The sequence below is a fragment of the Chryseobacterium vrystaatense genome, from assembly GCF_000737765.1.
Lineage (GTDB): Bacteria > Bacteroidota > Bacteroidia > Flavobacteriales > Weeksellaceae > Chryseobacterium > Chryseobacterium vrystaatense.
Genome location: NZ_JPRI01000012.1, coordinates 408,122 through 432,703 on the forward strand (window position 1 = coordinate 408,122; position 24,582 = coordinate 432,703).

Genomic DNA, 24,582 nt, shown 5'->3' on the forward strand with positions numbered 1-24,582 from the left:
TTTTAGTTTATCTGTACCCGAAATTTTTCAAATCTCTGTCGTTTTTACGCCAGTCTTTTTTTACTTTCACAAATAGATTTAAATGAATTTTTTTGGAGAAGAATTTTTCCAGATCTATTCTGGCTTCTGTTCCAACTTTTTTGATTGCTTCCCCCTTATGTCCGATAATAATTCCTTTCTGGGTATCTCTTTCAACATAAATAATAGAATCAATGAAAATAATTCCTTCTTTTTCTTTAAACTGCTCAGTAACGACTTCTACAGAGTAAGGAATTTCTTTCTCATAATTTAAAAGAATTTTCTCACGGATTGCCTCATTCACGAAAAACCTTTCCGGCTTATCGGTGTATTGCTCCTTATCATAATAAGGGGGGCTCTCCGGCAATAATGATCTTAATTTCGGCAGAATGATATCGGTGTTGAAAGCATTCAAAGCAGAAATAGGAAGAATCTCAGCTTTGGGGATTCTGTTGTGCCATTCTTCTACCAATTTTTCAAGTCCTTCCTGTGTCGTTTGGTCTACTTTATTCAGCAGAAGCAGTACTGCCACCGGAATCTTGTTCAGCTTATCAATTAAAAATTCTGAAGGCTCAGCTTTATCAGTGACGTCTACAATGAATAAAAATACGTCGGCATCCTGTAAAGAGTCCTTTACAAAATCCATCATTCTTTCCTGAAGACCATATTTCGCGTCTAACACTCCGGGAGTATCAGAAAATACAATCTGTAGATCTTCTTCGTTATAAATTCCAAAAATTCTGTGGCGGGTTGTCTGGGCCTTCTGCGTTACAATAGCCAGTTTCTCTCCCATTAATTGATTTAATAAGGTAGATTTTCCGGCATTAGGCTTTCCGACTATGTTTACAAATCCAGCTTTATGCATATAAATAATATTACGAACTGCAAAGTTAGTAAAACAAAACTGGTCTTCACGGTTTAAGTCTACTTTTAAAAATAAAAAAGCTTAATCCGTCTAAAAAACTACTGTTGTTATTTTTTTAAATGATTCATCACTATATTTATCTGATTAATTTGGAAATTGAAAGAAAAACAATTGTATTGTATTTCTTAAAACGAATACTTTTGACATTATAATTCACTTTATGGATATAGACCAGATCCTCGACCGTATTTATGTACTTCCGGAAACCTCAAAAAATTCTTTGAAAAGGCATATTACGGAAATATCACATCCCAAATATTTCTGCCTTATGGAAGCAGGTAAGATCGTTCCTCATATTTATTTTATCAGGAAAGGCATTGTGCGTGCTTACGCTTCTACTGCAGACAACGATATCACATTCTGGTTCGGGAGTGAAGGTGAAACTGCGCTTTCCATGAAAAGTTATGTAGAGGATAAGCCGGGTTATGAGAGCATCGAACTTCTGGAAGACTGTGATCTGTATGTTCTGGAAACTGAAAGTCTGAAAAAACTTTTCAACGAAGACATCCATATTGCCAACTGGGGAAGAAAATTTGCAGAAAGGGAACTTGTAAAAACAGAAGAACTGATCATTTCAAGACAGTTTAAAACATCACTGGAACGTTATAAAGACCTTATTACCAACAAATCTGACCTCCTGAAAAGAGTTCAACTGGGCCATATTGCCTCTTATCTTGGAATCACACAGGTAAGCCTGAGCAGGATACGTGCTGAAATAAAATAAATTTATTTTTTAACAATTGTAAAGTTTTTTCTCCCGTCAAATCCTGAAATTTGCAGTAGAGAAAATCAAAAAAAATGAATTGGATTATTTTAATCATCGCAGGAATATTTGAGGTAGCCTTTGCATCCTGTTTAGGAAAGGCCAAAGAAACATCCGGATCTGAGATGTATTACTGGTATACCGGCTTTCTGGTAACTATGACGATCAGCATGCTGCTTCTTATTAAAGCAACGCAAACGCTCCCGATAGGAACGGCCTATGCGGTATGGACAGGAATAGGAGCAGTAGGAACAGCTCTGATGGGAATTTTCTTTTTTAAGGATCCTGTAAGCTTTTGGAGAGTATTTTTCATCATAACCTTAATTGGTTCTGTAATAGGATTAAAATCTGCTTCTCACTAAGATCAATAAACGACTTCTATCTATATTAAATAAACCCGCCTTCAGATTTGAAGACGGGTTTATTGTTGTTTTTATTTTTTGAAAACTACAGGTAAGATTTCGTTTTGTCTTAACCCGTATTTTCTGATTTCTTCTTCTGAAAAATTCTGAGAATAGAAGTTCGGTTCTGTTTCAAATCCTGCTTTTCTCAGACGGTCAAAATAGTCCATTCCGTACCAGCGAACGTGGTCATACTGTCCGAAGTGTTTTTGCCTTTCTTTTGGATCTTTGATCGAAAAATCTTCGTAGGTTTTCTCCAGAGAGTTTCTCATTGGAACCTGGAAAATCCCCCACCCTCCGGGCCTCATCACTCTGTAGAGTTCACTTATCGCTTTTGCATCATCTTCTATGTGTTCCAGAACATGGTTACAAAAGACAATATCAAAGCTTTCGTCAGCAAAGGGCAAATCCAGAATATCTGCTTTCACATCTACAATGGGCGAAAAAAGATCTGCAGAAATATAATCCAGATTTTTCATCAACTTAAACTTCCTCAGAAATTCCTGTTCGGGAGCAATATGCAGAACCTTGGCATTTTTAATAAAAAAATCGGTTTCGTTTTGAAGATAAAGCCACATCTGACGGTGTCTCTCCAAGCTTAATGTTCCCGGAGAAAGCGCATTTTCACGCTGTTTACCATATCCATAAGGAAGGAATTTCCTGTAGGATTTTCCATCTATAGGATCGTAAAACTCGTCTCCCTTGAAAAACTGATATATAAGCGGCCTCGCCCAGATACTCATTGTAATAAGCATCGGACGTGGTATTGTATTAAGTAAAAGTTTGGCTACTTTTTTCATTAAAAATCCAATTGGAATGGCTTTTCTTCATCGCTTACAATGCCTAATGCCTCGTAAACATATTTGAATGTGGAAAGCAATACCGGTTTACCGTTGATCACAGCTACATCATGCTCAAAATGTGCAGAAGGCAGATTATCCAAAGTAGTTACGGTCCATCCGTCATTATGGAATTTTACTTTTTCTGTACCAAGGTTTACCATGGGTTCAATAGCAATAGCAAGACCGTCCTTAATTACTTTTCCGCTTCCCTGTTTTCCGTAATTAGGAACCTGCGGATCTTCATGCATTTTTCTTCCAAGACCATGTCCTACAAGTTCTTTTACTACACCATACCCTTCTTTTTCACAGTGAGTCTGAATTGCATGAGAAATATCTCCAATTCTTTTTCCTCTTACACACTGTGCAATTCCTTTATAAAGAGACTCTTTAGTTACCTGTAAAAGTTTTTTAACCTCAGGCTTTACTTCTCCTATCTCAAATGTATAGGCATGATCTCCTACAAAACCATTAAGAATAACACCACAGTCTACAGAAAGAACATCTCCTTCCTGTATAATATCATTATTGGGAAAACCGTGAACAACCTGATCGTTTGGAGAAATACATAAAGAATTAGGGAAACCGCCATATCCTAAGAAAGCAGGTTCAGCCCCGTGATCTTTGATGAAATCATGAGCCAGTTTATCAAGATATAAAGTATTGATTCCCGGCTTTATTTCCTTGGCAAGCATTCCAAGTGTTTTGGACACCAAATGTGCACTCTCCTTCATGAGGCGTAATTCCTCTATTGTTTTTAATTGAATCATTTTTTTAGATGTTAGATATTAGATGTCAGATATTAGACTACAGCTCAATGTATATTTTTAACGATAATAATAGAATAGTCTTCTGGACATCTACGGTTTCCTGATAAATTTAAAAAAGAAGCAGCATTAAAAACTAACTTCTAAGCTCTGACTTCTAACTTCTTTTAAATTTTTACCAGAAAAGTCCTTTTTTCTTTTCTTTTTTAAGTTTTGAATAAGCCAGCACTTCTTTTCCTTCTACACGGAATTCTATTCTTTCCTGGATAATATTGTAAATCTCTCCCCATCCCGGAAATCCGCCTAAGTTCCTGTCATCAATGAACCAGTCTGCATCCAGTTTTCTGGATTGATTTTCAGAATCGAAAACTTCTCCTTCAAAACTTGAATTAACTGCATAGAATTCAATTCCGTTATTTTTGCAGAATTCTACAGCTTCGTCTAAAGTCTTTCCATGTCTGTATGTCCAGAGGATTAACCTGTACCCTTCTGCCTGAAGTCTTTTTAATGTTTCGAAAGCAAAAATTTTCGCTTTTCCAATTGCCGGATATGCATCATCAACGATAGTCCCGTCAAAATCCACTGCAATTTTTTTATTATTTAACATTTTGTACCTTTTTTAGCTTTGCAAAGATAAGAAATAAAAAGAGTGCCGAAAACGATGGCACTCTTAAGTTTTTATAATTTAATGATAAACTGAAATTAGCTTTTCACCCATTTAAACTCGAACTGAAGGTCCGGAGTAGAAATTCTGTCTGTGATTTTCTGTAATCTTCCCGGAAGTTTCATTAAATATTCCTGAGCTTTTTCCGCTTTTTCAGTAAGTCCCTTTACATGTTCAATCTTCCATTCATCCAACAGGTCAGATAAAATATTGATATAATCATTCCCTGTATAGACCATACATCTTTGTGCTGCATCTGAGAAATGTCCCCAAAGTTCACCAGCTTTTTGACCAGACTGTCTCATCATGTGAGCCGGCATTACGATCTTCTTACGCATCATATCTTCAAATGCAAGAATCATTTCTGAAGGATCTATTTCTAAAATTTTAGCAACGAAATGTTTGTAAGCTTTTGCGTGTCTTGCTTCGTCAGCAGCGATCACTCCACACATTTTCGCCAGTTTCCCGTTTCCGGACTGTTTAGCTAATGTACCAACTCTTCTGTGAGAAATATTAGTTGCTGTTTCCTGAAAACTTGTATAAACGAAGTTTCTGTAAGGATCCATGCTAGTGCCCAAATCGAAACCATCATTAATTAAATATTGAGTGGTAACTTCCAGTTCTCTCATGTTTACTCTTCCACACAAATAAAGATATTTGCTCAAAAGATCTCCATGTCTGTTTTCTTCACCAGTCCATGCTCTTATCCAGTTGGCCCAGCCGACTTCGTTTTTCTCCTGATCAATTCCGTCTACTCCCATCAACCATGATTCATAAGAAGGCAATGCTTCTTCTGTAATACAGTCTCCGATCAGCGTTACAAAAAGATCGTAAGGCATTTCACGTGCATAGGTCTGAATTTCTTCAAGATCATATTTGAAATCAGAGCTTGATGGATCTGGAAGATAATCGGAAGGCTGCCAGATCTTTTCAATTGGCGTTAAAAATTTATCCAGAAAAGAACCTACCTCCTTTTCCAATATTCCCATTACTTCTTTTCTGACAAGCTTTTGATACATTTTACTATATGGATTTTAATTTACAAAGATATGATTTATTTATTATTTGTCGCATAATAACATATGCAACCCATACCATGACTGACATAAATCATACAAAAATGCCGCCATCTATATTATAACGGCATTTTCCGGACATTATTATTGAATTTTAACTAACTAAAATATCTCCTGTCATTATTTCCGGAATTTCCACTCCCATTACCTTTAGGATCGTTGGAGCTACATCACCAAGTTTCCCCGGTTTTAGATTCCATGTATGATCTTTATCCATTACGATGAATGGAACAAGATTCGTGGAATGCTGTGTATTTGGAGTACCATCGGGATTGATCATCACATCTGAATTTCCATGGTCTGCCAAAATAAATACAGCATACCCATGTTCGTAAGCAGTCGTTGCTACTTTCTGAATACATTGATCAACTGTTTCGGCAGCTTTTACAGCAGCTTCAAAAACTCCTGTATGTCCTACCATATCGGTATTGGCAAAATTAAGACAGACAAAATCAGCTGTTCCGTTTTCCAGCTCCGGGATGATGACGTTCGTGATATCATACGCTGACATTTCAGGTTTAAGGTCGTAAGTCGGAACATCTTTCGGACTTGGGCAAAGAAGCCTTCTTTCACCATTGAATTCTTCTTCTCTACCTCCAGAAAAGAAGAACGTTACGTGAGGATATTTTTCTGTTTCAGCAATTCTTATCTGCGTTTTGCCGTTTCTTTCAAGAATCTCCCCCATGGTCTCCTTCAGTACTTCTTCATCAAATACTACCTGTACATTCTGATAGGTTTTGTCATAGTTTGTTAATGTGATATAATGAAGATTCAGTTTACGCATAAAGAAATCAGGGAAATCTTTCTGGGTAAGAACTTCTGTGATCTCACGTCCTCTGTCTGTACGGAAATTGAAACAGATCACCACATCTCCATCAATAATTTTAGCCACGGGAACTACATTTCCTGTTTCTGTTGTTTTAACAAGAATAACAGGCTTCAGGAACTCATCAGTTACATTATTGTCGTAAGAAGATTTGATGGCAGCCAAAGCATCTGTTGTCTGCACTCCTACACCTTCTACCATAGCATCATAAGCCAGTTTTACACGTTCCCATCTTTTATCACGGTCCATCGCATAATACCTTCCGATCACTGTAGCCAACTGACCTACCGTAGTTGCCATATGATCCTGAAGTTCTTCAATAAATCCAAGCCCTGAATGTGGATCACAGTCTCTTCCGTCGGTAAAAGCATGAACAAAAACATTTTCGTGAAGTCCGAACTCCTGAGCAGCAGTCAGTAGCCCTTTTAAGTGATTGATATGTGAATGTACTCCTCCATTGGAAACTAATCCGATAAAGTGCAGTTTTTTATTTTCTCTTTTAGCATATTCAAAGGCATCCTGAATGATTTGCTGTTGTCCCAATGTTCCGTTTTCAACGGCCATATTCAACTTTACAAGATTCTGATATACCACTCTTCCTGCACCCAAATTCATATGACCTACTTCAGAATTCCCCATCTGTCCCAGAGGAAGTCCTACAGCCAGACCACTTGCTTCAAGTGTTGTATGTGGAAATTTTTGATAACAGCTGTCTATAAATGGAGTGTTTGCTTTATCTAAGGCTGAAACCTCAGGATTCATTCCCAGTCCCCATCCGTCAAGGATTGCTAATATTGCTTTTTTTGACATTTCTTATAACTTTTTGTTACACAAATTTACCTAATTTCCCATGAATGAAAGAATTTGAAAGGTTTATTTTAAAAACATTCAGGTAAAAACGGGAAGTGTTTCCATACAGGGTATATTACTGTATTATCATTTTTTGATCTCTCACAGATTTATCGGATCACCTGCCTGGGTATTTTTTTGTTATTACGGGAACCATTAATTCATGCACTAAATTTCAGACCGGTTGGTGTACTTTTATAAATTATTATTTAATTTTGCTTTATGGATTTACGAGATCAGTTAAAGAACCTTTTTCCTGAACATGAGGAAAAGGATTTTGAAATGCCTAAAGAAGAATTTAAGCAGCATGAACCATTGGTGTGCAAATTTGAAAAGAAAGGCAGAAATGGGAAGCCCGTAACAGTGGTTGAAGGCTGGGAAGGCAGTGAGGAAGATCTGAAGAAGATTTCAAAGAAAATAAAAACCACCTTGGGAATTGGCGGTTCAGAGAAAGACGGAACGATCATTATTCAGGGCGATAATCGTGATAAAATAATGAATATCCTTAAAGAAATGGGATATAAAACCAAAAGAGTCGGCGGATAGATCTAGAAATAGATCTGGGTTTCCGGCATCAGGTTTCTTAATCGTTCAATCTTTATTTTATCTATAGGATTTCCTGTCAGAATCAGGGTTTTCAGTTTTTTAAGCTGGCTGATTTCTTCGGGAATGTTTTTCAGTTTATTATTGGCCAGATTCATACTGACTATATTTTTCAATCCTCCGATTCTGGTGGATAATTCTGTGATACCGTTGCTGCTTACGTTCAGAAACTCAAGGTTTTTAGATTTGAACAGATTTTCAGGCAGCTTGACAATAGCATTCTGCTGCAGTTCCAGATATTTTAAATTTTTAGGAAAAGAAAGGTTCCCAAGATCATTGATCTGGTTTTCAGAAAGGTTTAAAAATTTTAAATGTTTGATCCTTTTTAATCGGTCAGCAATGATACTGATCTGATTTCCCTGAAGGTTTATTTCTTCCAAAGATGGAATCTCCATCAGTGCTTCGGGAAATACATTCAGATTATTGGCGTCAAAATGAACTGCTTTTAAATTTTGAAGTTTTGCAACATTAGGATTAATGCTGGTGAGCCCGTTAAGGTTCATTGAGAATGTATTGAGCTTTTTCAGAGTTCCAATTTCATCTGGAATATACTTGATGCTGTTTTCATTCACATTTAAGATCTCCAGTTCCGTTAAAGCAAAGATCTCCTGATCCATTTTTTCAAGCTTATTTCCCATAATGTTAAGGAAAAAAAGAGAATTCAGTTTTGAGATCTGCGGAGGGAGGTTAAAAAGTCCCTTTTCACGAAAACTCATACTGTAAACGGTTTTTTTACTGTTTATCGCCTCGTCTATATTGGTAAACGTGGGATATTTTACAGGATCGATCTGTGCCTTGATCTGGCAGAGAGAGAGAATAGAAACAAACAGAACTAATTTTTTCATAGTGAAAAATTTCGGGCGGCGGCTCTGCCGCCGCCCGAAATGAGTATTAATAATTTACTTTTTTAATAATTTCACAGTCTTCTGGAAACCGCCTTCGGCTTCAATATTCAGAATCAGGATACGGGATGTTTCTAACTGATGGGTAAAATCAAGATCCAATGATCTGTTTACTCCACTGAATTTCTTCGTATAAACGATTTTTCCATCCATACTGTACGCAGTTACTGAAATATCCTTCAACCCTTTTGCTGAATTGATCTTAACAATTCCTGATGTAGGATTCGGAGCAACATCGACTGTAGTTTCAGCATGATTGGCTTCAACAGTTCCCAACGCTCCTGATGTTCCTAAGTTTTGTTTCAAAGCAATAACAATCGTAGCTGATTTTCCTCTGTAATCAATCGTATTTCCTGTAGCATCTACATCTGTTGAGATCGTAGAATCAGGATGCTGAATTGAGAAGAAACCGAATTTATGATCTGGTGTAAACGTTAGTCCTGTAGGCTCTGATCCTGCCGGCATAGAAGCGAAAAGTCTTACTTTAGGATTAGCCTGTGTGTGATCAGGAGCAATGACCCAAATATAATTTTTTCCACCATCCTGAAGAACCCATAGGTTTCCAAGTTCATCAAAAGTAAGGTTGTCATTTCCGTCACCCCAAGCTTCAGATTTCATTCCCTGTGGTGTATTGAAAGAGTAAGATGTAGAAGCACCACCAGCGAAAGTTTCTACCTGAGAAGCGGTAGTTCCGTTATCCTGAAGACGGTATATTTTATCTAATCCTTTTGCTGTAAAATAGATTTTCCCGTCCAATGGACTGATATCTACATCTTCCACTCCATTAAATCTTGTTCCTCCCAGTGACTGAGCAAGAGTTGCTGTATTGTTCTGATCTGCTTTTACTTTATTCGGAACCTGAATCCATGTAGCGGTAGTTCCTACCGGATCTCCGGAAGCACTTAATCCCTGGTCAAGTTTCAGTACATAAAGGTTTCCTGAAGCTAGATTGTTCGGAGTATCCAATACGTATTTATAAACCATGTGAGTTCCGCCATCTTCTCCATAATAAGCTGTAGTTCCAGCGTTATTAACTACTACGTTCTCATGGTTCATAATCCCCATTTGCCAAAGTTTCCCTTTGGATCCGTCTGTATTTTTAGAAATAACCTGAGCCGTAGCCGGATCAATCTCTACCAGCCAACCGTAATCTTTATAACCGTCACTGTTCACATCATTAGAAGTAACAGATTCTTCTGCAGTAACAACCGTTCCCCAAGGTGTAACGCCTCCGGAACAGTTTCTGATGGTCTGAACTAAACTAGGATCAGAGAAGCTTACCGCTCTTGATTTTGTCAACTGCCAAAGTTTTGTAGAAGTATTATAGTTAACTTCTGCCATGGTAACACCTCCGGGATTCGTTTCGTGGTTGACAGAAAGGTATCCGTTTGTGCTGCTTGCAGACTTGGCAACATAGGCTGTAAAGTCATTCTGACCTCCTACCATTCCGCCTCCTTCGGTGTAATTATCACCTTCTTTTAAGATAAGCTGGTATTTATGTTCAGCCGGGATAATCAGTTTATTGGTTTGTGCAGTAGGAACGATAGAGGTAAAACAGCTGATGTGTGTTCCTGTACATCCAGGAAGAGGTGTAACAGTAGCCGTTGTTTTTAAATACGCATCGATTCTAAGATCTGAACTGGTTCCTGTTCTGTTGTGAAGTTCTACAGAAATCCTGTTCGTTCCGTTTACAAATTTAGATTTTGGAATAGAAAAAATATTATAAACACTTTCTGCTGCTCCATCAATTGTAGTAACGGAAGGTGTATTGAAAGCAATAGTCCCTGCAGGCATATTGTCTCTTACCACCTCAACTCCATTAAGATAAACAACAATACCGTCGTCTCTCATCACTCCCAATTCCATATTGTCTGAAAGGGTTGAAAGATCTACCGTAAAGTCTTTAGCAAAATAAGCTGTTGTAAGTCCCGTGCTGATCGTCGTTGTTACAGGATCTCCATATCCAAGAGGTCCGTTGCCTGTTGCCCATGTAGAGATGTCAAAAGTCTGGCCTTTCCAGGGATCTGCAAGGGCCTGATTGTTATCCTTAAAGCTCCACGAAGAGTTTTTGTTGAATAAAAAGGTCTGCGCCTGTAAGCTAAAGCCTGCAACCATTGCCAACGCCGCAATTGTCAGTAATTTTTTCTTCATTTTTTTATTGATTTATTAGACCTTGCAAAACTATTTTTTTATCGCTGTACCTCTGTTAATAGGACTTTAAATAAAGATCAGGGAATATTAATTAATTCGGAACCCAATGTTAAGGGAATTAAATAATTGTTAAATAATAAGAATTTCCAGGTTCTAATATGAATTACGATTTACGGGATGCGTCATACATTTATTTAGCCTTACTTATATCTGTTAAGGAATTCAGAAAAGCAATAACCTGTTTGATCTCGGTTTTGCTAAGGTCAAGTTTGTCTGGCGGCAATGTCTGATTTTTCATCTTCAGGCCGAGTCCTTCACCTCCACCTTCGTTGTAAAAATCCATTACTTCTTCCAGAGTGTTGAAGGCGCCATTATGAAAATATGGTTTGGTAAGGGCAATGTTTCTCACTGTAACGGTCTTGAAAGAATAATCATAGATCCAGGATTTCTCTTTTTTTACCGGACTGTTTCCTCTTCCCAGATCAGGATCCAGTTCAACAGGAAGCTGATTGACAGGTTTTACAGTTATCCCTAAAACCTCAGATTCATTCTCATTAAAGAACGGTGGGACCAAACCTGAAAAATGTGGAGCAAAGTGGCAGGTGGCACAATTTGCTTTTCCCATAAACAGATTGTAGCCTTTTTTGACATCCTCAGAAACATCTTTTTCATTTCTCATAAAACGGTCAAAATCGCTATCAAAAGAATATAGTGAAGCAGCATATGAGCTCAAGGCCTTAGAAAAGTTCTCTTTATTGATTTTGCCATCCTTGAAAGCTTCCCGGAAAGCTTTTTTATACTCTGGTTTGGTGTTCAGTTTTTTGATAATATCCTCATAACTCGTATTAAACTCATCGTCATTATAGATTACATGCTCAGCCTGCTGTTCCAAGTAAAATGCACGAAGATCATAGAAGAATCTTTTCGCAAAAACAGCATTATACAAAGTTGGAGAATTTCTTAAAACAGTTTTCCCTTCCACATTGCTCTGGGACTTCGCTTTAAGATCTGTAAAAGCATTTTCCTGAAGGTGGCAGGCTGCACAGCTCATTTTACCGTTTTCACTTAAATTCTGATCATAAAAAATAGATTTTCCGAGACTTCGCAGTTCTGCATTATCTTCTGAAGACTGTAATAAGGTATAGAAATATGGGTCCAGAAAATCACTGCTGAAAAGATTTTTACTCTTAACATTCCAACCCGAAAATTCTTTAAGATCATCTTCTCTTCCATCCCACTTTCCAAACTCTTCGTACAGAGGCTGGATATATTTTTTGTAAAACTCGATTCTGTCAAAAGTTTCAAAATCCTTATTTTGGGACAGATAAACGATCCCCTCCGCAAGAACATCACTAGCTTTCTGAACATTATAATTTTTAAAATATGCGTCGTCGTGGATATATTTTTTCATTCCGGTAAGCGCATGACCGGCTTCTTCAGAAATATTGAGAGATCCTGGCGTATCAAAACCTGTAACACCGAGCGTGTAAATTCTGATCAGTTCTATTCTTAGCGGAAGTGTTTTATTATTTCCCCGGCTTAAACCATTCTTCACAGCACTCAGATAAAAACTTGAATAAGAATTGTAAAGAAAATCTGTAATGGTTTTGATCTTTTCTTTTTCATCTCCTGCCTCATCGGAGAATATCAGTTCGTCAAGAACCTGAAGTCCTTCCGGTGGAAGTGTATATGCGGAAGTACCTGCTGCTTCAATATGAAATAACGGAGCGGCATTAAGATGTGTTTTTGTAAATTCAGGGTAATGGTAGGCAATGTAAAATTCTATTTCTTTAAATGAATTTCTTGTATTGCTTAAAGAATTTCTAAGTTCTTCTATAGTAATCTGATCGTCTGAGAATTTATATACATCTGATTTTAGCTGATCAAGCCTGTTTTTAAAATCGGACAACCCCTTATTGACAAAGGTATTTTCATTTTCTTCTCCCTTATCAACCGGGTTAAAAGACATGACAGCAAAACCTATCAAAACAATCACAGCAAGCAGCGGATATAATCTCATCAATTTTTAGCGGCAAAAGTACCACTCCCATGTTATCACAAGTTTAACAGCAGATTAAAAAATGTTTATATTTCAGATAAAATATTTTTATTAATTTTAAACCCCGAAATCAAATTCATTATACTTAAGAACGGAATATTCGAAATGCCGGGTTAAAAAGTGATGACGAAAGATATTGGGAGAGGATTTTTAACGTTATTTTCAGCAGATTAAAAACAAAATATTATTATGAAAACAAAAGTACTATTCGCTTTAGCGGCGAGTTTCCTTTCAATTTGTGCATTTTCACAAAAAAAGAAAGAAATGGCCGTTTATGCAGAGAAGAAAGGTAATGATTATTACCTGATACGTTTGGAAGAAAACAAACAGATTCCCAATGTTTACGTATATTCAAACGGGGTTACCAAACCTTATAAAAACTATACAGATCTTAAGGATGTTGTTATGGATTTCCCGGGCATGATGAATTCCAACAATTCAACCAAAGAAGAAATGGTCTCTGTTCTGAAAAAAGGAGATAAATTCTACGAAATCACCACTCAACGAAAGGATCCTAAAAATTTTGAAAAGACCATTGTTACAGTCTACGAAATATTTCAGGGACAAAAAAGAATCGTTGAAGAATATGACACAATCTACGATCTTGCCGGATCACCTTATAAAGACGCTATTTTTATTAATTAAAAAACAAAACATATAAATTATGCTAAATAAACTTGCTGCCTCAGAGCTGGTACTGAATGATGACGGAAGTGTATACCACTTAAATCTTTTACCTGAAGATATTGCTGATAAGATTATCCTTGTGGGAGATCCCGATAGAGTGGCAAAAGTTTCAAAGTATTTTGACAAAGTAGAGATCAAAAAAAACAAAAGAGAATTTTATACGCATACCGGAACTCTTCGTGGAGAAAGAATTACCGTAATGTCTACAGGTATCGGAACTGAAAACATCGATATCGTCATGAACGAGCTTGATGCATTGGTTAATATTGATCTTCAAAACAAAGAATTTAAAACAGAACATAAGGCTCTTGAGCTTTTCCGTATGGGAACATGTGGAAGTGTAAATCCTGATGTGCAGGTAGATAATATGCTGGTAACACAAAATGTTGTAGGTCTTGACGGACTGATGCATTTCTACCAGGATTACAGCTTTGAGAACGAATTCTCTAAAAACTTCGTGGAGAACTTCCCATATGAAAAAATCAAGCCTATGCTTTATTTCTCAGACTGGGCAGAAGAAATGGGAGAATATTACAAAGATGCCAAATACCACGGTAACACCGCTACTTTTCCGGGATTCTATGCTCCACAGGGAAGGCAGCTGCGTTTAAAGGCACTTGATGATAAGTTTTTGGAAACGCTGAATGATCTTGGCGTAACCAACTTTGAAATGGAAACCTCAGCAATTTATGCTCTTTCAAAATTATTAGGCCACAAAGCAATTACAGTAAACAACGTTATTGCGAACAGAAGACGAGGTGAATTCTCTGCAGATCACCATGCTTCTGAGAAAAACCTGATTGATTGGGTGCTGGAAAGAATTATTAAGTAAAATGCCTCAGCAAATCCTTTGTCTAATAACTCCACAAGAGATTAATCTCCATAAAAGTATAGTTCATTTTAAAATAAATGAACTTACTTTTATACCTGTTGATTTTTCACTTACTGACAGATTCATTAAAGACTCTCGAAACTTTAGATTTCTGAATGATTATTTCGAACACATCAAAATTCAGGAAAATTTTAAAGAAGCTGTCTTTGATGAAGATGATGAACCGGAGGCTCATTTGGTAAAGTTAATTGAAGATTACAGGATTGATCATTTTTTCATTGAAGACTATTATGAGTGGGAATATACCCCTTTTGAATCGCTGTGGGAAAAAGGCTACCTGAGATCTTTTGAGTATTCTTTTATGTATGTAAAGAATGGTGAGATTATTTCAGCAGATACTTCAATGCGTGACGATGAAGATCCACAAATTAAATACACTGATGCTCAAAAGTACAGAAAAGAACTGGGCCTTGATTTCGATTGGCTGTCTCAGGAGAAATTCTATTCTTATGATTGTTCAAAAAAAGAATATTTAAAATAATAGAAATAAGGTCTTATGATCATTAAAAAATAAATCACAAGCCTTTACCTAAACTAAAAAACCGGAGCTATAATATGGCTCCGGTTTTTATATTTTATCTGAATCTGGCTATTGATCAGATTTTTCTATTGTTGATTCTGTTCTCCCAATGCTTTATAAAGCTGAATAAATGATGTATTGAGGTCACCCTGAGATTCTGCTGTCTGCAATTCGTTTTGCAGAAGGTTTTGCTGGACAGTTAAAACTTCAAAATATAAGGCAGATCCATTGGCAAACAAAATGTGAGCATTCTTTAATGCATGTTGAAGGACCTTGTTTTCATCATCCAACACTTTTTGCTTTTCTTTGATCTTTTCTATTTTGACCAATGCGTCAGAAACTTCATTAACTGCCAGCAAATAGGTGTTTTTAAAATCAGATATTTTTTGTTCCACAACAATTTTCTTCACCTTAATATCCGTTTTATTTCGGCGCTGATTAAATAAAGGCTGAGCAAGCTGTCCTATAAACTGCGATAAAAATGAAGTGGGATTAAACCAGTCGCTAACCCTCATACTATTTAACCCCTGATTGGCTGTAATATTAAATGAAGGATAAAGATTGGTCCTGGCAATTCCAAGTTCGGCGTAGGCAACCTCCACTTCATACTCCTTCTCTTTCAGATCCGGTCTTCGGGAAAGCAAATCTGCAGGAACTCCCAACACAACAGATTGGCGGTTGATGATTTCTTTTGCAGAAACAAACTCCAATGGTTTCGGATTTTTTCCCATTAAACGGTTTAGATAGTTTTCATGAATCTGAACCGCACTTACCAAATCGGGAATCTGTGCTGCCACAAAATAATACTGCCTCTCTGATTGCTGTACAGCCAGTTTGCTTATATTACCATTCACATACTGGGCATTCATCATACGAACGACATTTTCACTGAGCTGAAGATTCTTTCTGGTAATAAGCAATTGGTTATTCAACATCTGAATATAACTGTAGGTCTGCGCCGCTGAAGCCACCAGCTGAATTTGCAGACCTTTCAGCTGCATTTCAGATTTTAACCGGTTGTACATAGCGATCTGTTTTTTATTTCTTGTCTTCCCATACAGATCAACTTCCCATCCCACGTTTACTGTCGCTGCATAATCTTCTATTTTTTTAGAATTCAGCACGGCTTGCATTTGGGTTCCGCTTTTTCCATAGAGACCGTTATCTGAAAAATAATCCAGTTTACCACCTACCAATATATTGACATTGGGAAGCCCTGCAAAATTAGCCGCTTTCTGATATTCTTTGTAAATAGTAAGAGATTGCCGGGCCATATTCAAATCCAGATTATTCGTCAATACTTCCTTTATTACATAACGGAGCGAGTCATCTGTAAAAAAATCTTCCCAGGCTTTTGGGGCCGCTGTTTTTTCCTTACTGACAGAATTTTCCAGAAGTGTATGGTTATAACTTTTCTCGATCTCAAGTCTTTTCCTGTAATCTTCCTTTGTTACGGCACAGGAAGTCACCAAAAGGGAAACAGAAATGAGAAGAATAATATAAATATAAGCTGCTTTATTCATGATCAATTTGAGTTTGAAGTTTTTCATTATGCTTTATTCCGAACAGTTTTTCATGGATGAACTGGAACATCACAAACAACACAGGGATAATAAAGATTCCTAACATTACTCCTATAAACATTCCTCCTATCGTACTGGATGCAATCGAAAGATTCCCCTGTTTTGTTGCTCCACCTGAAAATAACAGGGGAAGAAGACCTGCAATAAAAGCAAAAGAAGTCATCAGTATCGGACGCAGTCTTGATGCCGCCCCCTGCATTGCAGCTTCTACTAATGAACATCCTGAATGTCTCCTCTGAAGAGCAAACTCCACAATAAGAATCGCATTTTTCGCAAGCAGACCAATCAGCATGATCATGCCAATCTGAACATAGATATTATTGCTTACCTGCATCATATTAATAAAACCAAACACACCTAAAATACCAGGAGGAAGCGAGAGAATAACTGAAAATGGAAGAATATAACTTTCGTACTGTGCCGCCAAAAGAAAATAAACAAAAACGATACACAGAATAAACACGACAGCAGTCTGATTGCCTGATTCACTTTCTTCTTTAGCCATACCTATATATTCATGGGTGAATCCCGACGGAAGTTTTTGTGCCACTTCATTAATGGCGGTCATTGCATCACCTGAAGAATACCCTTTTGCAGCCTGAACATTCAGATTAATGGAGGTTGCCTGATTCAAATGAGTAACCTGTTCCGGTCCGAAAACCTGTCGCAGACTAATGATAGACTGTAATGGGACCATCTGCCCGGATTTGTTTTTGGTATAGACTTCCTTCAGTGATTTCTCATCCTGACGGAAAGATGATTCCGCCTGAACCACTACCCGGTAATATTTACCAAATCGATTAAAATCCGAGGTGAATGTCCCACCGAAATAAGCCTGCATCGTTTCCATAACATCTTTTACTTCAACTCCCAGCTGTTTTGCTTTTACCGCATCCACATCAAGCATGTATTGTGGAAATTTTGCATTGTAGGAAGTGAAGGCCGAAGCAATTTCTTTCCGTTGTCCGAGTGTTTTTAAAAAATCATCGGTTATCGTTGCAAATTTCTGTATGTCACCTCCGGTATTATCTTTAAGGACTACATCCAGTGCATCTACATTTCCGAAACCTGGCACCGTCGGCATAGAAAATGTCAGAGATTTCCCTTCCGGCAGCTGGTCAAAATGATAGCGAATTGAATCCATAATGACATTGATATCATGATTGACTTTCCTGTCTTTAGGCTGTTTCAATATTGAATAGGAAGCTGCATAAGATGGAGAAGCGGTTCCTGCCAAAAGGTTATTACCATTCACCATCGCATTATAGTACATTCCATCTATTTTTGCGAGCTTTCCGCTAAGCTGAGACGTTACTTCCTTTGTCCGCTCCAATGAAGTTCCGGGGGTAAGACTGAATGCCGTCATCACCAAACTTTGATCTTCTGTGGGAATAAAAGCTTTAGGAGTATTCTTTGCCAGAAAAACTGCAGCTATGGTCACAACAGCCAAACCGCCAATAGCAAACCATTTTCTTTTAATCAGGAAGTAAACGATTTTCTTATATTTCTTAGTCGCAGCATCAAAACCTACATTAAACAGATAAAAAAACTTCTGAAGCCCTTTTTTCTTGTCATCAGGATTATGATAATGTTCTTTTAAAAGAAGAGCACAAAGTGCAGGACTGAGTGTTAAAGCATTAACTGCTGACAGGGCAATGGCGATCGCTAAAGTAAAGGCAAACTGTTTATAAAATACTCCCACCGGTCCTTCTATAAGGCCTATAGGCAAAAAAACCGCAGCCATAATCAGGGTGATGGATAAGATAGGGCCTGTAATTTCTCCCATAGCGGAAATTGTTGCCGTTTTAGCATTTTGATTTTTGCCATGCAGTTTACTATGAACAGCTTCTACTACCACAATTGCATCATCCACAACAATACCGATCGCCAGAACCATGGCAAACAGGGTAAGCAGATTAATCGTAAAACCAAAAATGTTCATAAAGAAAAATGTGCCGATAATAGAAACCGGAACGGCAATAGCAGGAATCAAAGTTGACCGAAAATCCTGCAGAAAAAGAAAAACGACGAGAAACACTAGTATAAATGCTTCAATCAAGGTACTCTGCACCTGACTGATTGAGGCATCAAGGAATTTTTTGGTACTGTAAGCAATGTAGTATTTGATACCGTCGGGAAAATCTTTTTCTGCCTTTTCCATGAATTTTAGAATCTCTTTCTGAATTTCATTGGCATTTGATCCGGGTGTCTGAAAAATAGCCACTCCCGTACCCGGGTTTCCACTCAGGGTTTGTGCAGTTGCATAAGCGTGGTCCAGAGAGCCCAATTCCACTTTAGCAACATCACCCAAACGCAATACCGTTCCGTCACTGCTGGCACGGACAACAATATTCTTGTACTGTTCCACATCATTGAATTTCCCTTCATATTTGATACTGTATTCAAAAGAGAGATCACTTCCTTCCCCAAATTTACCGGGAGCAGCTTCTATATTCTGATTATCAATAGCAGCAAGCACTTCTTTGGCATCTACATTAGCATTTGCCATTTTCCCCGGATCCAGCCAGATCCGCATCGCATGATCTTTGCTTCCGAAAACCTGAGCCTTCCCTACACCCGGTATTCTTTGGATGTATGGTACGATATTGATGAGATCATAGTTGTTCAGAAACGTCGCATCATACTTGGGGTTTGTACTCTCAAAGTCAATGATCATGATCATACTGTTATTCTGTTTAGCAGTACTGATACCATTATTGATCACCTCTTTGGGCAGTTGGCTGGTTACCTGAGCTACCCTGTTCTGTACATTCACTGCAGCTTCATCGGGATCTGTACCCAGTTTAAAAAAAACAGTGATATTTAAATTTCCGTCATTGGATGAAGATGAGGTCATATACATCATATTCTCCACTCCGTTGATCGCCTGCTCCAGTGGTGTAGCCACAGAACGTGCTACCGTTTCTGAGTTTGCGCCGGGATATCTTGCGCTTACTACTACAGAGGGCGGAGCAATCTCCGGGAAGGTTTCCATCGGAAGTCTTACCATGGCTAAGACTCCAAGAATCACCATAAGAAATGCAATCACAGTTGCTGTGACCGGTCTTTTTATTATATTTTTTAGCATTGTTTATTCGTTTACTGGATTAATACGCTGTCCTTCTTTCAATCGGTCTGCCCCTTTTGAAACAATCCGGTCACCTACTTTCAGCCCTCCGGAAATCAAATAATTGTGGGTATCCTTATCTACAATCTGTAGGGGAGTTAAATGTACAGTCTGATCTTTGTCTACCACATAGAGCATCGTTTTATCCTGAATCCTGAAAGTAGCTGATTGCGGCACCTTAATGATGCTCTCATAATTTTTGGGAATAATCACACGGCCTGTATTACCGGAACGAAGAAGACTGCCCGGATTTTTGAATGTTGCCCTGAACGAAACAGAAGCTGTTTGCTGATCAAACTGTCCCAATATCAAATCTATTTTTCCCGATTCGGGAAATAGAGACCGGTCAGGAAGCTGAAGTGTAACAGGTGGTATTTCTTTTATTTTATCTTCGATGCTTACCCCGTTGTAGCGCTTTTTGAAAAGCAGAAAATCGGCTTCACTCATCGAGAAATAGACATGAACGTCTGAAATATCTGACAAGATGGTGAGTGGTTCAGTTTCAGCACCTCCCACTAAAGCTCCTGTTTTATAAGGCAGCCGTCCGATATAGCCGCTTACCGGGGCTGTTATTCTGGTAAAGCCTCTGTTAACGGACGCCAGTTTTTCATTAGCCTCTGCTTTTCTCACCGCTGCCTTAGCATAGTCAAGTTCCTCCTTTACTGTTTTTAACTGAACTTCAGAAAGAACATTAGCCTGTTCAAGCCGTGAAATACGGTTGTACTCTATCTGCGCCTTTTTCAAAGCAGACTGCGCCATTTCTTTCGAGGCAAAAGCAGACTGAAAAGTCTCCTGATAGGTTTTTTCCTGAATGACAAAAAGTAGTTGCCCTTTCTTTACGTAAGCCCCTTCATCTACCAAAATACGGTCGAGATATCCTGAAACCTGTGGGCGGATCTCCACATTATTAATCCCCGAAACCACTCCGGGGAAATGTTCTTCAGTCTGATAGTTTTCTTTCTTAATCTGCACCGTAGGAATCGAAATCCGTTCTTCTTTACCTTTTTTTTCTTTTTGAGTACAGGCAGACACTAAAAACGAAAGTGTCAGCATAACTCCAAAATAATTTTTATTTGTACTGCAATAAAAATGTTTAATTATACCCATTATAACTGTTTTACTTTTTTAACAGGGCAAAATTAGCACACCTTTATCTATAAAATAAATAGGTTAAATTATACTTATATATAAATAAATTTATACATTTGAATCATGGTAAATCTTGAATGGTACAGAACATTTAAAGCGATATATGAAACAGGTACGCTTACACAGGCCTCCAAAATACTTTTGATATCCCAGCCTAATGTCAGCCAGCATCTGTCATTTTTAGAAGCTCATATTGGTAAAAAACTCTTTGAAAGAAAGCCAAGACGTATGGTCCCTACTGATTATGGAAAACTGTTTTATGCGCAACTTATCAGCCCGCTTGAAGGATTGGAACGTCTTGAATCTGAATTTCGTTACACCCGGGATTCGGATATCCCTCTCACGTGTATAGGAGTATCTACCGATTACTACAATATAAGGATCGCATCTAAAGCATCGTCGGCACCTGCCAATCTGGTTTTTGAATTTGATGACCCTCCTGTTTTGAAAGATAATCTGATACAGGGTAACCTCAATTTTCTGATCAGCGATTACTGCGGACATGAAAAAAATATCTGTTATGAAGAAATTCTGTCCACTGAGGAGATTCTGGTTGCCAGCTCAACGGTGGACACCAGCGCTCTGGATATGATACCATCGTCGGCAGAACATGATATGGAACACTGGCTACTCCGGCAAAACTGGTATGCCTACAGCAGCGATTTGATCCTGATCAAAAACTTCTGGCAGGAAAATTTTAAAAAACGGCCGAATATCAAGCCTAATTTGATCATTCCGGATTTTCATGCGTTAATTAATACACTTTCAGAGGGCAATGGTCTGGCTATTGTTCCGGACTATATTGCCAGGGAATACCTCCGTGAAAATAAAATAAAACAAATCTGTAAAAACCTCAAAAGAAATTCAGGTAAACTCTATCTGGCTTATCATAAAAATGTAGTGACCACTGAGCAGATTGAAATGATACAGCAGATTGTCAGGTGAACATATTAGCAAAAATGAAACTGTCACTTACAACTACCTGCCATCATATGAGAAATATCGCTGTAATTACACAAGAGATTCTATAACTCTAATCCTAAAACTCATTAATCATCACATAAAAATGGGTAGAATAAAGGCTTTCTGCATTTCCTGATATATTGGTAAGGTTGATCGTAATGCTTGAAGTAGATGTCATTCTTGGGTTTGAAATTGAAAAAGAGCTATTACCGGCAAAATCACCCGCAGGAGAAACCACGATAGTGGCTCTTGTCGAACCAGGCTGCAGATTGGCAACAATAGGAATCTCCATAGTTACAGATTTTCCGGGAGCTAAATTATTCACAGAAACAGAAGGCCAGGCTTCAAAGCTGATTTGATTTTTCTGTACACTTCCCTTTTCACCCAATTTGTACTGTCCATTGACATCCATCTTTGCTGCAACATTAGGTGTTCCAGTACCAATACCTACATTAGCATTATTATTGCCGATAACAATGGCATTGGATTGTGAAGTTGCCGCTCCATAACCTATCGCTGTTGAAAATTGTCCCAAAGCATTGGCTCCTGATCCTACAGCTGTAGAATTCTGATTATTGGTCACTGTGTTATATCCCAATGCAGTCTCACTGTTAGACGTCGTTTTTGCATTATATCCTGCTGCCACTGACTGAAAGCCTGATGCTGTGGAGTTTTTCCCTAACGCTGTTGCGTCATTCGTTGTTGTTTTGGCATTGAAACCTACCGCTAAAGACTGAAAGCCTGAAGCTTCAGCGTTATTCCCTACTGCCGTGGCCTCATTTACCGTTACTTTGGCATTAAATCCTACTGCCGTTGACTGATATCCCGAAATTTTTGTGTTAGCACCGAGGGCCACAGATTCATTGGCCGTAACAGAAGTATTGGTTCCGATAGCGATTCCCTGATAGGCACTGCTGGAATTCCCAAGAGCAATACCATTCTGTGCTGCATTGGCTGCGGTTCCGAAACTGATCGAATTATTAACACCCAATCTTCCTACCGCTACAGAGTTTACTTTAAACACAAGGTCATCAGAGGTATTGGTTCCTAAAGAAAGGTTGGTATTAACACCACCTGAGTTCCCGCTGTTCGTCGCTGAATTATTCCATACCGCCAATGGTGATACTCCTCCTGTTGTTCCATTGCCGTTTCCTGAATTGGTAGAAAGCATATTCCATTTCGACTTACTCCAATAGTAAAAGCCTGGCTCCATCACAGATCCCAATCCATTATTCCAAACGATCAGTCCTTCTGCGGGATTTTCAATGGTTATTTTATCAATAGATGATGCTAAAGATACACTGGGAAGAAGCATTCCTTTGTTTTTTGAATTCACCTGCAACATCGCCGAAGGATCCGGATTAGGAGTTCCAATCCCCACCTGTGCGTGAATAAAATGATTGAATAGTAAAAAAAGAAGGACCAGTTGAAGTGTTAATTTATTTTGCATCACCTTTTTGCTAATAGTTTATTTTTCGAGGTTGCAAATATACAAATTTTTAATAAAACACCATATTTTTTATTAAATCAACAAATAAATACACTTAATAGTGAGTAAACAGCTATTTAATCACTAATTATTGAAACATTTTCCAATATTAAGCCAATATTAAACCCATCCCTACAGGCTTTAAACTCTATTTAATAATTAAACACTAAAGATTACGATTACAGTATTATCAAAAAACATCACTTAAAATTGAATAAAACAAAATTTATCACCACCTGATGAAACAGCTTTCTATATGGTCATTGACCATTCCGGTCGCCTGCATATGAGCATAAACTACTTTTGATCCCATAAACTTGAATCCTCTTTTTTTAAGATCTTTGGACAAAATATCTGAAATATCTGTTACGGCAGGAATGTCAGCTAAACTCTTGGGTACATGATCTATTGGTTTTTCTCCTACAAAACCCCATATATAGGCCGAAAAGCTTCCAAACTCCTTCTGGACTTCCATCAACTTCTGTGCATTGGTAACGGCAGCCTTTATCTTAAGTCGATTTCTTATAATTCCTGAGTTCTGCATGAGTTTTTCAACTTTTTCGTCATTATACAATGCTATTTTTTTATAATCAAAATGATCAAAGGCCTTTCTGAAGTTTTCCCTTTTAGAAAGAATTGTATACCAGCTTAATCCAGCCTGAAAGCTTTCAAGAACCAGAAATTCAAAAATAGTTATATCATCATAGACAGGTCTTCCCCACTCTTCATCGTGGTACTTTCTGTAGAGGTCATCTTTTTCACACCAGCCGCAGCGTATTTTTTCCATAGCATTAATGTTTTGGTTCGATTCATTTAAAGGTAGTACTCATTTAGAAAAGTATAACAAAAGATTAAGAAAATTTTAACAGGAACTCGGGATTTTAGGAATGGTTATTGTTTAATTACTGGTACACAACAATAAAATATTACACATTATGAACAATTCAGAATACAACAAAGCGGAAGATGCAGTAAACAACACAGAGAATTCTTTAAAGAATGCAGCTGATAATGCAAAATGGAAAATTGAAGATCTTGCAGATAAAGCTAAAGATTATATCAATGAAAAAAGAAGTAATGATCAGGAGGCAAGCCAGGAAGATTGGTTTGACAAAGTAAAAAACAATGCTTCTGATGCGTGGGAAGATATTAAAGATAAAGCCAATGACGCTTGGGAAAAAACGAAAGATGCAGCAGAAGATGTAAAAGCGGAATGGAATAAGAAAACCAATTAAAATTTCAGTCATATAAATATTTTCAAAAAAATGGAGCCTTAATTCAATAAGGCTCCATTTTTATTATGTCCCAAACACAAATTATTGCTACATT

At 37.7% G+C, this 24,582-nt stretch carries 22 protein-coding genes; 8 read left to right on the forward strand and 14 right to left on the reverse strand.

The genetic code is table 11. From position 1 onward, the window contains the following. Positions 1-7: 7 nt before the first annotated feature. A complete protein-coding gene (era, locus tag IW16_RS24160; RefSeq protein WP_034750863.1) occupies positions 8-883 on the reverse strand; it encodes a GTPase Era in 876 nt (291 codons plus the stop codon). Between the two features lie 220 nt (positions 884-1,103). On the opposite strand from era, the gene IW16_RS24165 reads away from it, so the two are divergent. Both IW16_RS24165 and IW16_RS24170 read left to right on the forward strand, forming a co-directional pair. Then, positions 1,104-1,667 carry a Crp/Fnr family transcriptional regulator gene (locus tag IW16_RS24165; RefSeq protein WP_034750866.1) on the forward strand — a complete coding sequence of 188 codons (564 nt, stop codon included), beginning with the start codon at positions 1,104-1,106 and terminating at the stop codon, positions 1,665-1,667. Between the two features lie 74 nt (positions 1,668-1,741). Beyond that, positions 1,742-2,068, forward strand: a complete 327-nt coding sequence (locus tag IW16_RS24170; RefSeq protein WP_034750869.1) for a DMT family transporter — start codon at positions 1,742-1,744, stop codon at positions 2,066-2,068. Between the two features lie 71 nt (positions 2,069-2,139). On the opposite strand, the gene IW16_RS24175 is transcribed toward IW16_RS24170, so the two are convergent. The 5 genes from IW16_RS24175 to gpmI form a co-directional block, all read right to left on the reverse strand. Next, positions 2,140-2,907: a class I SAM-dependent methyltransferase gene (locus IW16_RS24175; RefSeq protein WP_034750872.1), complete on the reverse strand. Its 768-nt coding sequence runs from the start codon at positions 2,905-2,907 to the stop codon at positions 2,140-2,142. After that, positions 2,907-3,716 (reverse strand): type I methionyl aminopeptidase, encoded by an 810-nt coding sequence (gene map / locus IW16_RS24180; protein ID WP_034750875.1) that lies wholly within the window; start codon positions 3,714-3,716, stop codon positions 2,907-2,909. Before map ends, IW16_RS24175 begins: the two co-directional genes overlap by 1 nt. 172 nt (positions 3,717-3,888) lie before the next feature. Next, positions 3,889-4,320 carry a BT0820 family HAD-type phosphatase gene (locus IW16_RS24185; RefSeq protein ID WP_034750878.1) on the reverse strand — a complete coding sequence of 144 codons (432 nt, stop codon included), beginning with the start codon at positions 4,318-4,320 and terminating at the stop codon, positions 3,889-3,891. 95 nt (positions 4,321-4,415) lie between these two features. Beyond that, positions 4,416-5,396, reverse strand: a complete 981-nt coding sequence (locus IW16_RS24190; RefSeq protein ID WP_034750881.1) for an acyl-ACP desaturase — start codon at positions 5,394-5,396, stop codon at positions 4,416-4,418. A gap of 151 nt (positions 5,397-5,547) precedes the next feature. Then, positions 5,548-7,089 carry a 2,3-bisphosphoglycerate-independent phosphoglycerate mutase gene (gpmI, locus tag IW16_RS24195; RefSeq protein ID WP_034750884.1) on the reverse strand — a complete coding sequence of 514 codons (1,542 nt, stop codon included), beginning with the start codon at positions 7,087-7,089 and terminating at the stop codon, positions 5,548-5,550. A gap of 261 nt (positions 7,090-7,350) precedes the next feature. On the opposite strand from gpmI, the gene IW16_RS24200 reads away from it, so the two are divergent. After that, positions 7,351-7,674: a translation initiation factor gene (locus IW16_RS24200; protein ID WP_034750887.1), complete on the forward strand. Its 324-nt coding sequence runs from the start codon at positions 7,351-7,353 to the stop codon at positions 7,672-7,674. A gap of 2 nt (positions 7,675-7,676) precedes the next feature. Here IW16_RS24200 and IW16_RS24205 read toward each other — a convergent pair whose 3' ends face one another. From IW16_RS24205 to IW16_RS24215, 3 genes are all read right to left on the reverse strand, one after another. Then, positions 7,677-8,576, reverse strand: a complete 900-nt coding sequence (locus IW16_RS24205) for a leucine-rich repeat domain-containing protein (protein WP_034750890.1) — start codon at positions 8,574-8,576, stop codon at positions 7,677-7,679. 54 nt (positions 8,577-8,630) lie between these two features. Then, entirely contained in the window at positions 8,631-10,784 is a 2,154-nt protein-coding gene (locus tag IW16_RS24210; RefSeq protein ID WP_034750893.1) for an alkaline phosphatase PhoX, read from the reverse strand. 190 nt (positions 10,785-10,974) lie between these two features. Beyond that, entirely contained in the window at positions 10,975-12,804 is a 1,830-nt protein-coding gene (locus IW16_RS24215; RefSeq protein ID WP_034750896.1) for a cytochrome-c peroxidase, read from the reverse strand. A gap of 228 nt (positions 12,805-13,032) precedes the next feature. Between IW16_RS24215 and IW16_RS24220 the strand changes: the two genes are divergently transcribed. The 3 genes from IW16_RS24220 to IW16_RS24230 are packed head-to-tail and all read left to right on the forward strand — an operon-like array spanning position 13,033 to position 14,903. Beyond that, on the forward strand, positions 13,033-13,488 hold the full coding sequence (locus IW16_RS24220; RefSeq protein ID WP_034750898.1) for a hypothetical protein: 456 nt from the start codon (positions 13,033-13,035) through the stop codon (positions 13,486-13,488). A 19-nt stretch (positions 13,489-13,507) separates the two neighbouring features. Then, positions 13,508-14,362 (forward strand): nucleoside phosphorylase, encoded by an 855-nt coding sequence (locus IW16_RS24225; protein WP_034750900.1) that lies wholly within the window; start codon positions 13,508-13,510, stop codon positions 14,360-14,362. A gap of 1 nt (position 14,363) precedes the next feature. Next, a complete protein-coding gene (locus tag IW16_RS24230) occupies positions 14,364-14,903 on the forward strand; it encodes a hypothetical protein (protein WP_034750904.1) in 540 nt (179 codons plus the stop codon). Between the two features lie 125 nt (positions 14,904-15,028). Here IW16_RS24230 and IW16_RS24235 read toward each other — a convergent pair whose 3' ends face one another. The 3 genes from IW16_RS24235 to IW16_RS24245 are packed head-to-tail and all read right to left on the reverse strand — an operon-like array spanning position 15,029 to position 20,705. Beyond that, positions 15,029-16,465: a TolC family protein gene (locus IW16_RS24235; protein WP_165572040.1), complete on the reverse strand. Its 1,437-nt coding sequence runs from the start codon at positions 16,463-16,465 to the stop codon at positions 15,029-15,031. After that, entirely contained in the window at positions 16,458-19,613 is a 3,156-nt protein-coding gene (locus IW16_RS24240) for an efflux RND transporter permease subunit (protein WP_034750912.1), read from the reverse strand. The genes IW16_RS24235 and IW16_RS24240 overlap by 8 nt, the downstream gene beginning before the upstream one ends. 3 nt (positions 19,614-19,616) lie before the next feature. Further along, positions 19,617-20,705, reverse strand: coding sequence for an efflux RND transporter periplasmic adaptor subunit (locus tag IW16_RS24245; RefSeq protein WP_034751387.1), 1,089 nt, complete (start codon positions 20,703-20,705; stop codon positions 19,617-19,619). Between the two features lie 159 nt (positions 20,706-20,864). On the opposite strand from IW16_RS24245, the gene IW16_RS24250 reads away from it, so the two are divergent. Continuing rightward, entirely contained in the window at positions 20,865-21,746 is an 882-nt protein-coding gene (locus IW16_RS24250) for a LysR family transcriptional regulator (RefSeq protein ID WP_034750914.1), read from the forward strand. A gap of 94 nt (positions 21,747-21,840) precedes the next feature. Here the strand turns inward: IW16_RS24250 and IW16_RS24255 are convergent, their stop codons facing one another. Together IW16_RS24255 and IW16_RS24260 are read right to left on the reverse strand one after the other, a co-directional pair. Continuing rightward, entirely contained in the window at positions 21,841-23,214 is a 1,374-nt protein-coding gene (locus tag IW16_RS24255; RefSeq protein ID WP_034750916.1) for a hypothetical protein, read from the reverse strand. Between the two features lie 268 nt (positions 23,215-23,482). Further along, the gene (locus tag IW16_RS24260) at positions 23,483-24,040 is read right to left on the reverse strand and encodes a DNA-3-methyladenine glycosylase I (protein WP_034750918.1); all 558 of its coding nucleotides are present in this window, start codon (positions 24,038-24,040) and stop codon (positions 23,483-23,485) included. 148 nt (positions 24,041-24,188) lie between these two features. Between IW16_RS24260 and IW16_RS24265 the strand changes: the two genes are divergently transcribed. Further along, a complete protein-coding gene (locus IW16_RS24265) occupies positions 24,189-24,488 on the forward strand; it encodes a hypothetical protein (protein WP_034750921.1) in 300 nt (99 codons plus the stop codon). Positions 24,489-24,582 lie beyond the last annotated feature (94 nt).

What these genes read in the sequence shown, in the direction of transcription:
- IW16_RS24185 (WP_034750878.1), bottom strand. Translation starts at nt 4,320, where the DNA reads ATGTTAAATAATAAAAAAATTGCAGTGGATTTTGACGGGACTATCGTT.
- IW16_RS24170 (WP_034750869.1), top strand. Translation starts at nt 1,742, where the DNA reads ATGAATTGGATTATTTTAATCATCGCAGGAATATTTGAGGTAGCCTTT.
- IW16_RS24220 (WP_034750898.1), top strand. Translation starts at nt 13,033, where the DNA reads ATGAAAACAAAAGTACTATTCGCTTTAGCGGCGAGTTTCCTTTCAATT.
- IW16_RS24175 (WP_034750872.1), bottom strand. Translation starts at nt 2,907, where the DNA reads ATGAAAAAAGTAGCCAAACTTTTACTTAATACAATACCACGTCCGATG.
- IW16_RS24165 (WP_034750866.1), top strand. Translation starts at nt 1,104, where the DNA reads ATGGATATAGACCAGATCCTCGACCGTATTTATGTACTTCCGGAAACC.
- IW16_RS24260 (WP_034750918.1), bottom strand. Translation starts at nt 24,040, where the DNA reads ATGGAAAAAATACGCTGCGGCTGGTGTGAAAAAGATGACCTCTACAGA.
- IW16_RS24210 (WP_034750893.1), bottom strand. Translation starts at nt 10,784, where the DNA reads ATGAAGAAAAAATTACTGACAATTGCGGCGTTGGCAATGGTTGCAGGC.
- IW16_RS24205 (WP_034750890.1), bottom strand. Translation starts at nt 8,576, where the DNA reads ATGAAAAAATTAGTTCTGTTTGTTTCTATTCTCTCTCTCTGCCAGATC.
- era (WP_034750863.1), bottom strand. Translation starts at nt 883, where the DNA reads ATGCATAAAGCTGGATTTGTAAACATAGTCGGAAAGCCTAATGCCGGA.
- gpmI (WP_034750884.1), bottom strand. Translation starts at nt 7,089, where the DNA reads ATGTCAAAAAAAGCAATATTAGCAATCCTTGACGGATGGGGACTGGGA.
- IW16_RS24240 (WP_034750912.1), bottom strand. Translation starts at nt 19,613, where the DNA reads ATGCTAAAAAATATAATAAAAAGACCGGTCACAGCAACTGTGATTGCA.
- IW16_RS24200 (WP_034750887.1), top strand. Translation starts at nt 7,351, where the DNA reads ATGGATTTACGAGATCAGTTAAAGAACCTTTTTCCTGAACATGAGGAA.
- IW16_RS24215 (WP_034750896.1), bottom strand. Translation starts at nt 12,804, where the DNA reads ATGAGATTATATCCGCTGCTTGCTGTGATTGTTTTGATAGGTTTTGCT.
- IW16_RS24190 (WP_034750881.1), bottom strand. Translation starts at nt 5,396, where the DNA reads ATGTATCAAAAGCTTGTCAGAAAAGAAGTAATGGGAATATTGGAAAAG.
- IW16_RS24225 (WP_034750900.1), top strand. Translation starts at nt 13,508, where the DNA reads ATGCTAAATAAACTTGCTGCCTCAGAGCTGGTACTGAATGATGACGGA.
- map (WP_034750875.1), bottom strand. Translation starts at nt 3,716, where the DNA reads ATGATTCAATTAAAAACAATAGAGGAATTACGCCTCATGAAGGAGAGT.
- IW16_RS24255 (WP_034750916.1), bottom strand. Translation starts at nt 23,214, where the DNA reads ATGCAAAATAAATTAACACTTCAACTGGTCCTTCTTTTTTTACTATTC.
- IW16_RS24230 (WP_034750904.1), top strand. Translation starts at nt 14,364, where the DNA reads ATGCCTCAGCAAATCCTTTGTCTAATAACTCCACAAGAGATTAATCTC.
- IW16_RS24250 (WP_034750914.1), top strand. Translation starts at nt 20,865, where the DNA reads ATGGTAAATCTTGAATGGTACAGAACATTTAAAGCGATATATGAAACA.
- IW16_RS24265 (WP_034750921.1), top strand. Translation starts at nt 24,189, where the DNA reads ATGAACAATTCAGAATACAACAAAGCGGAAGATGCAGTAAACAACACA.
- IW16_RS24245 (WP_034751387.1), bottom strand. Translation starts at nt 20,705, where the DNA reads ATGCTGACACTTTCGTTTTTAGTGTCTGCCTGTACTCAAAAAGAAAAA.
- IW16_RS24235 (WP_165572040.1), bottom strand. Translation starts at nt 16,465, where the DNA reads ATGAATAAAGCAGCTTATATTTATATTATTCTTCTCATTTCTGTTTCC.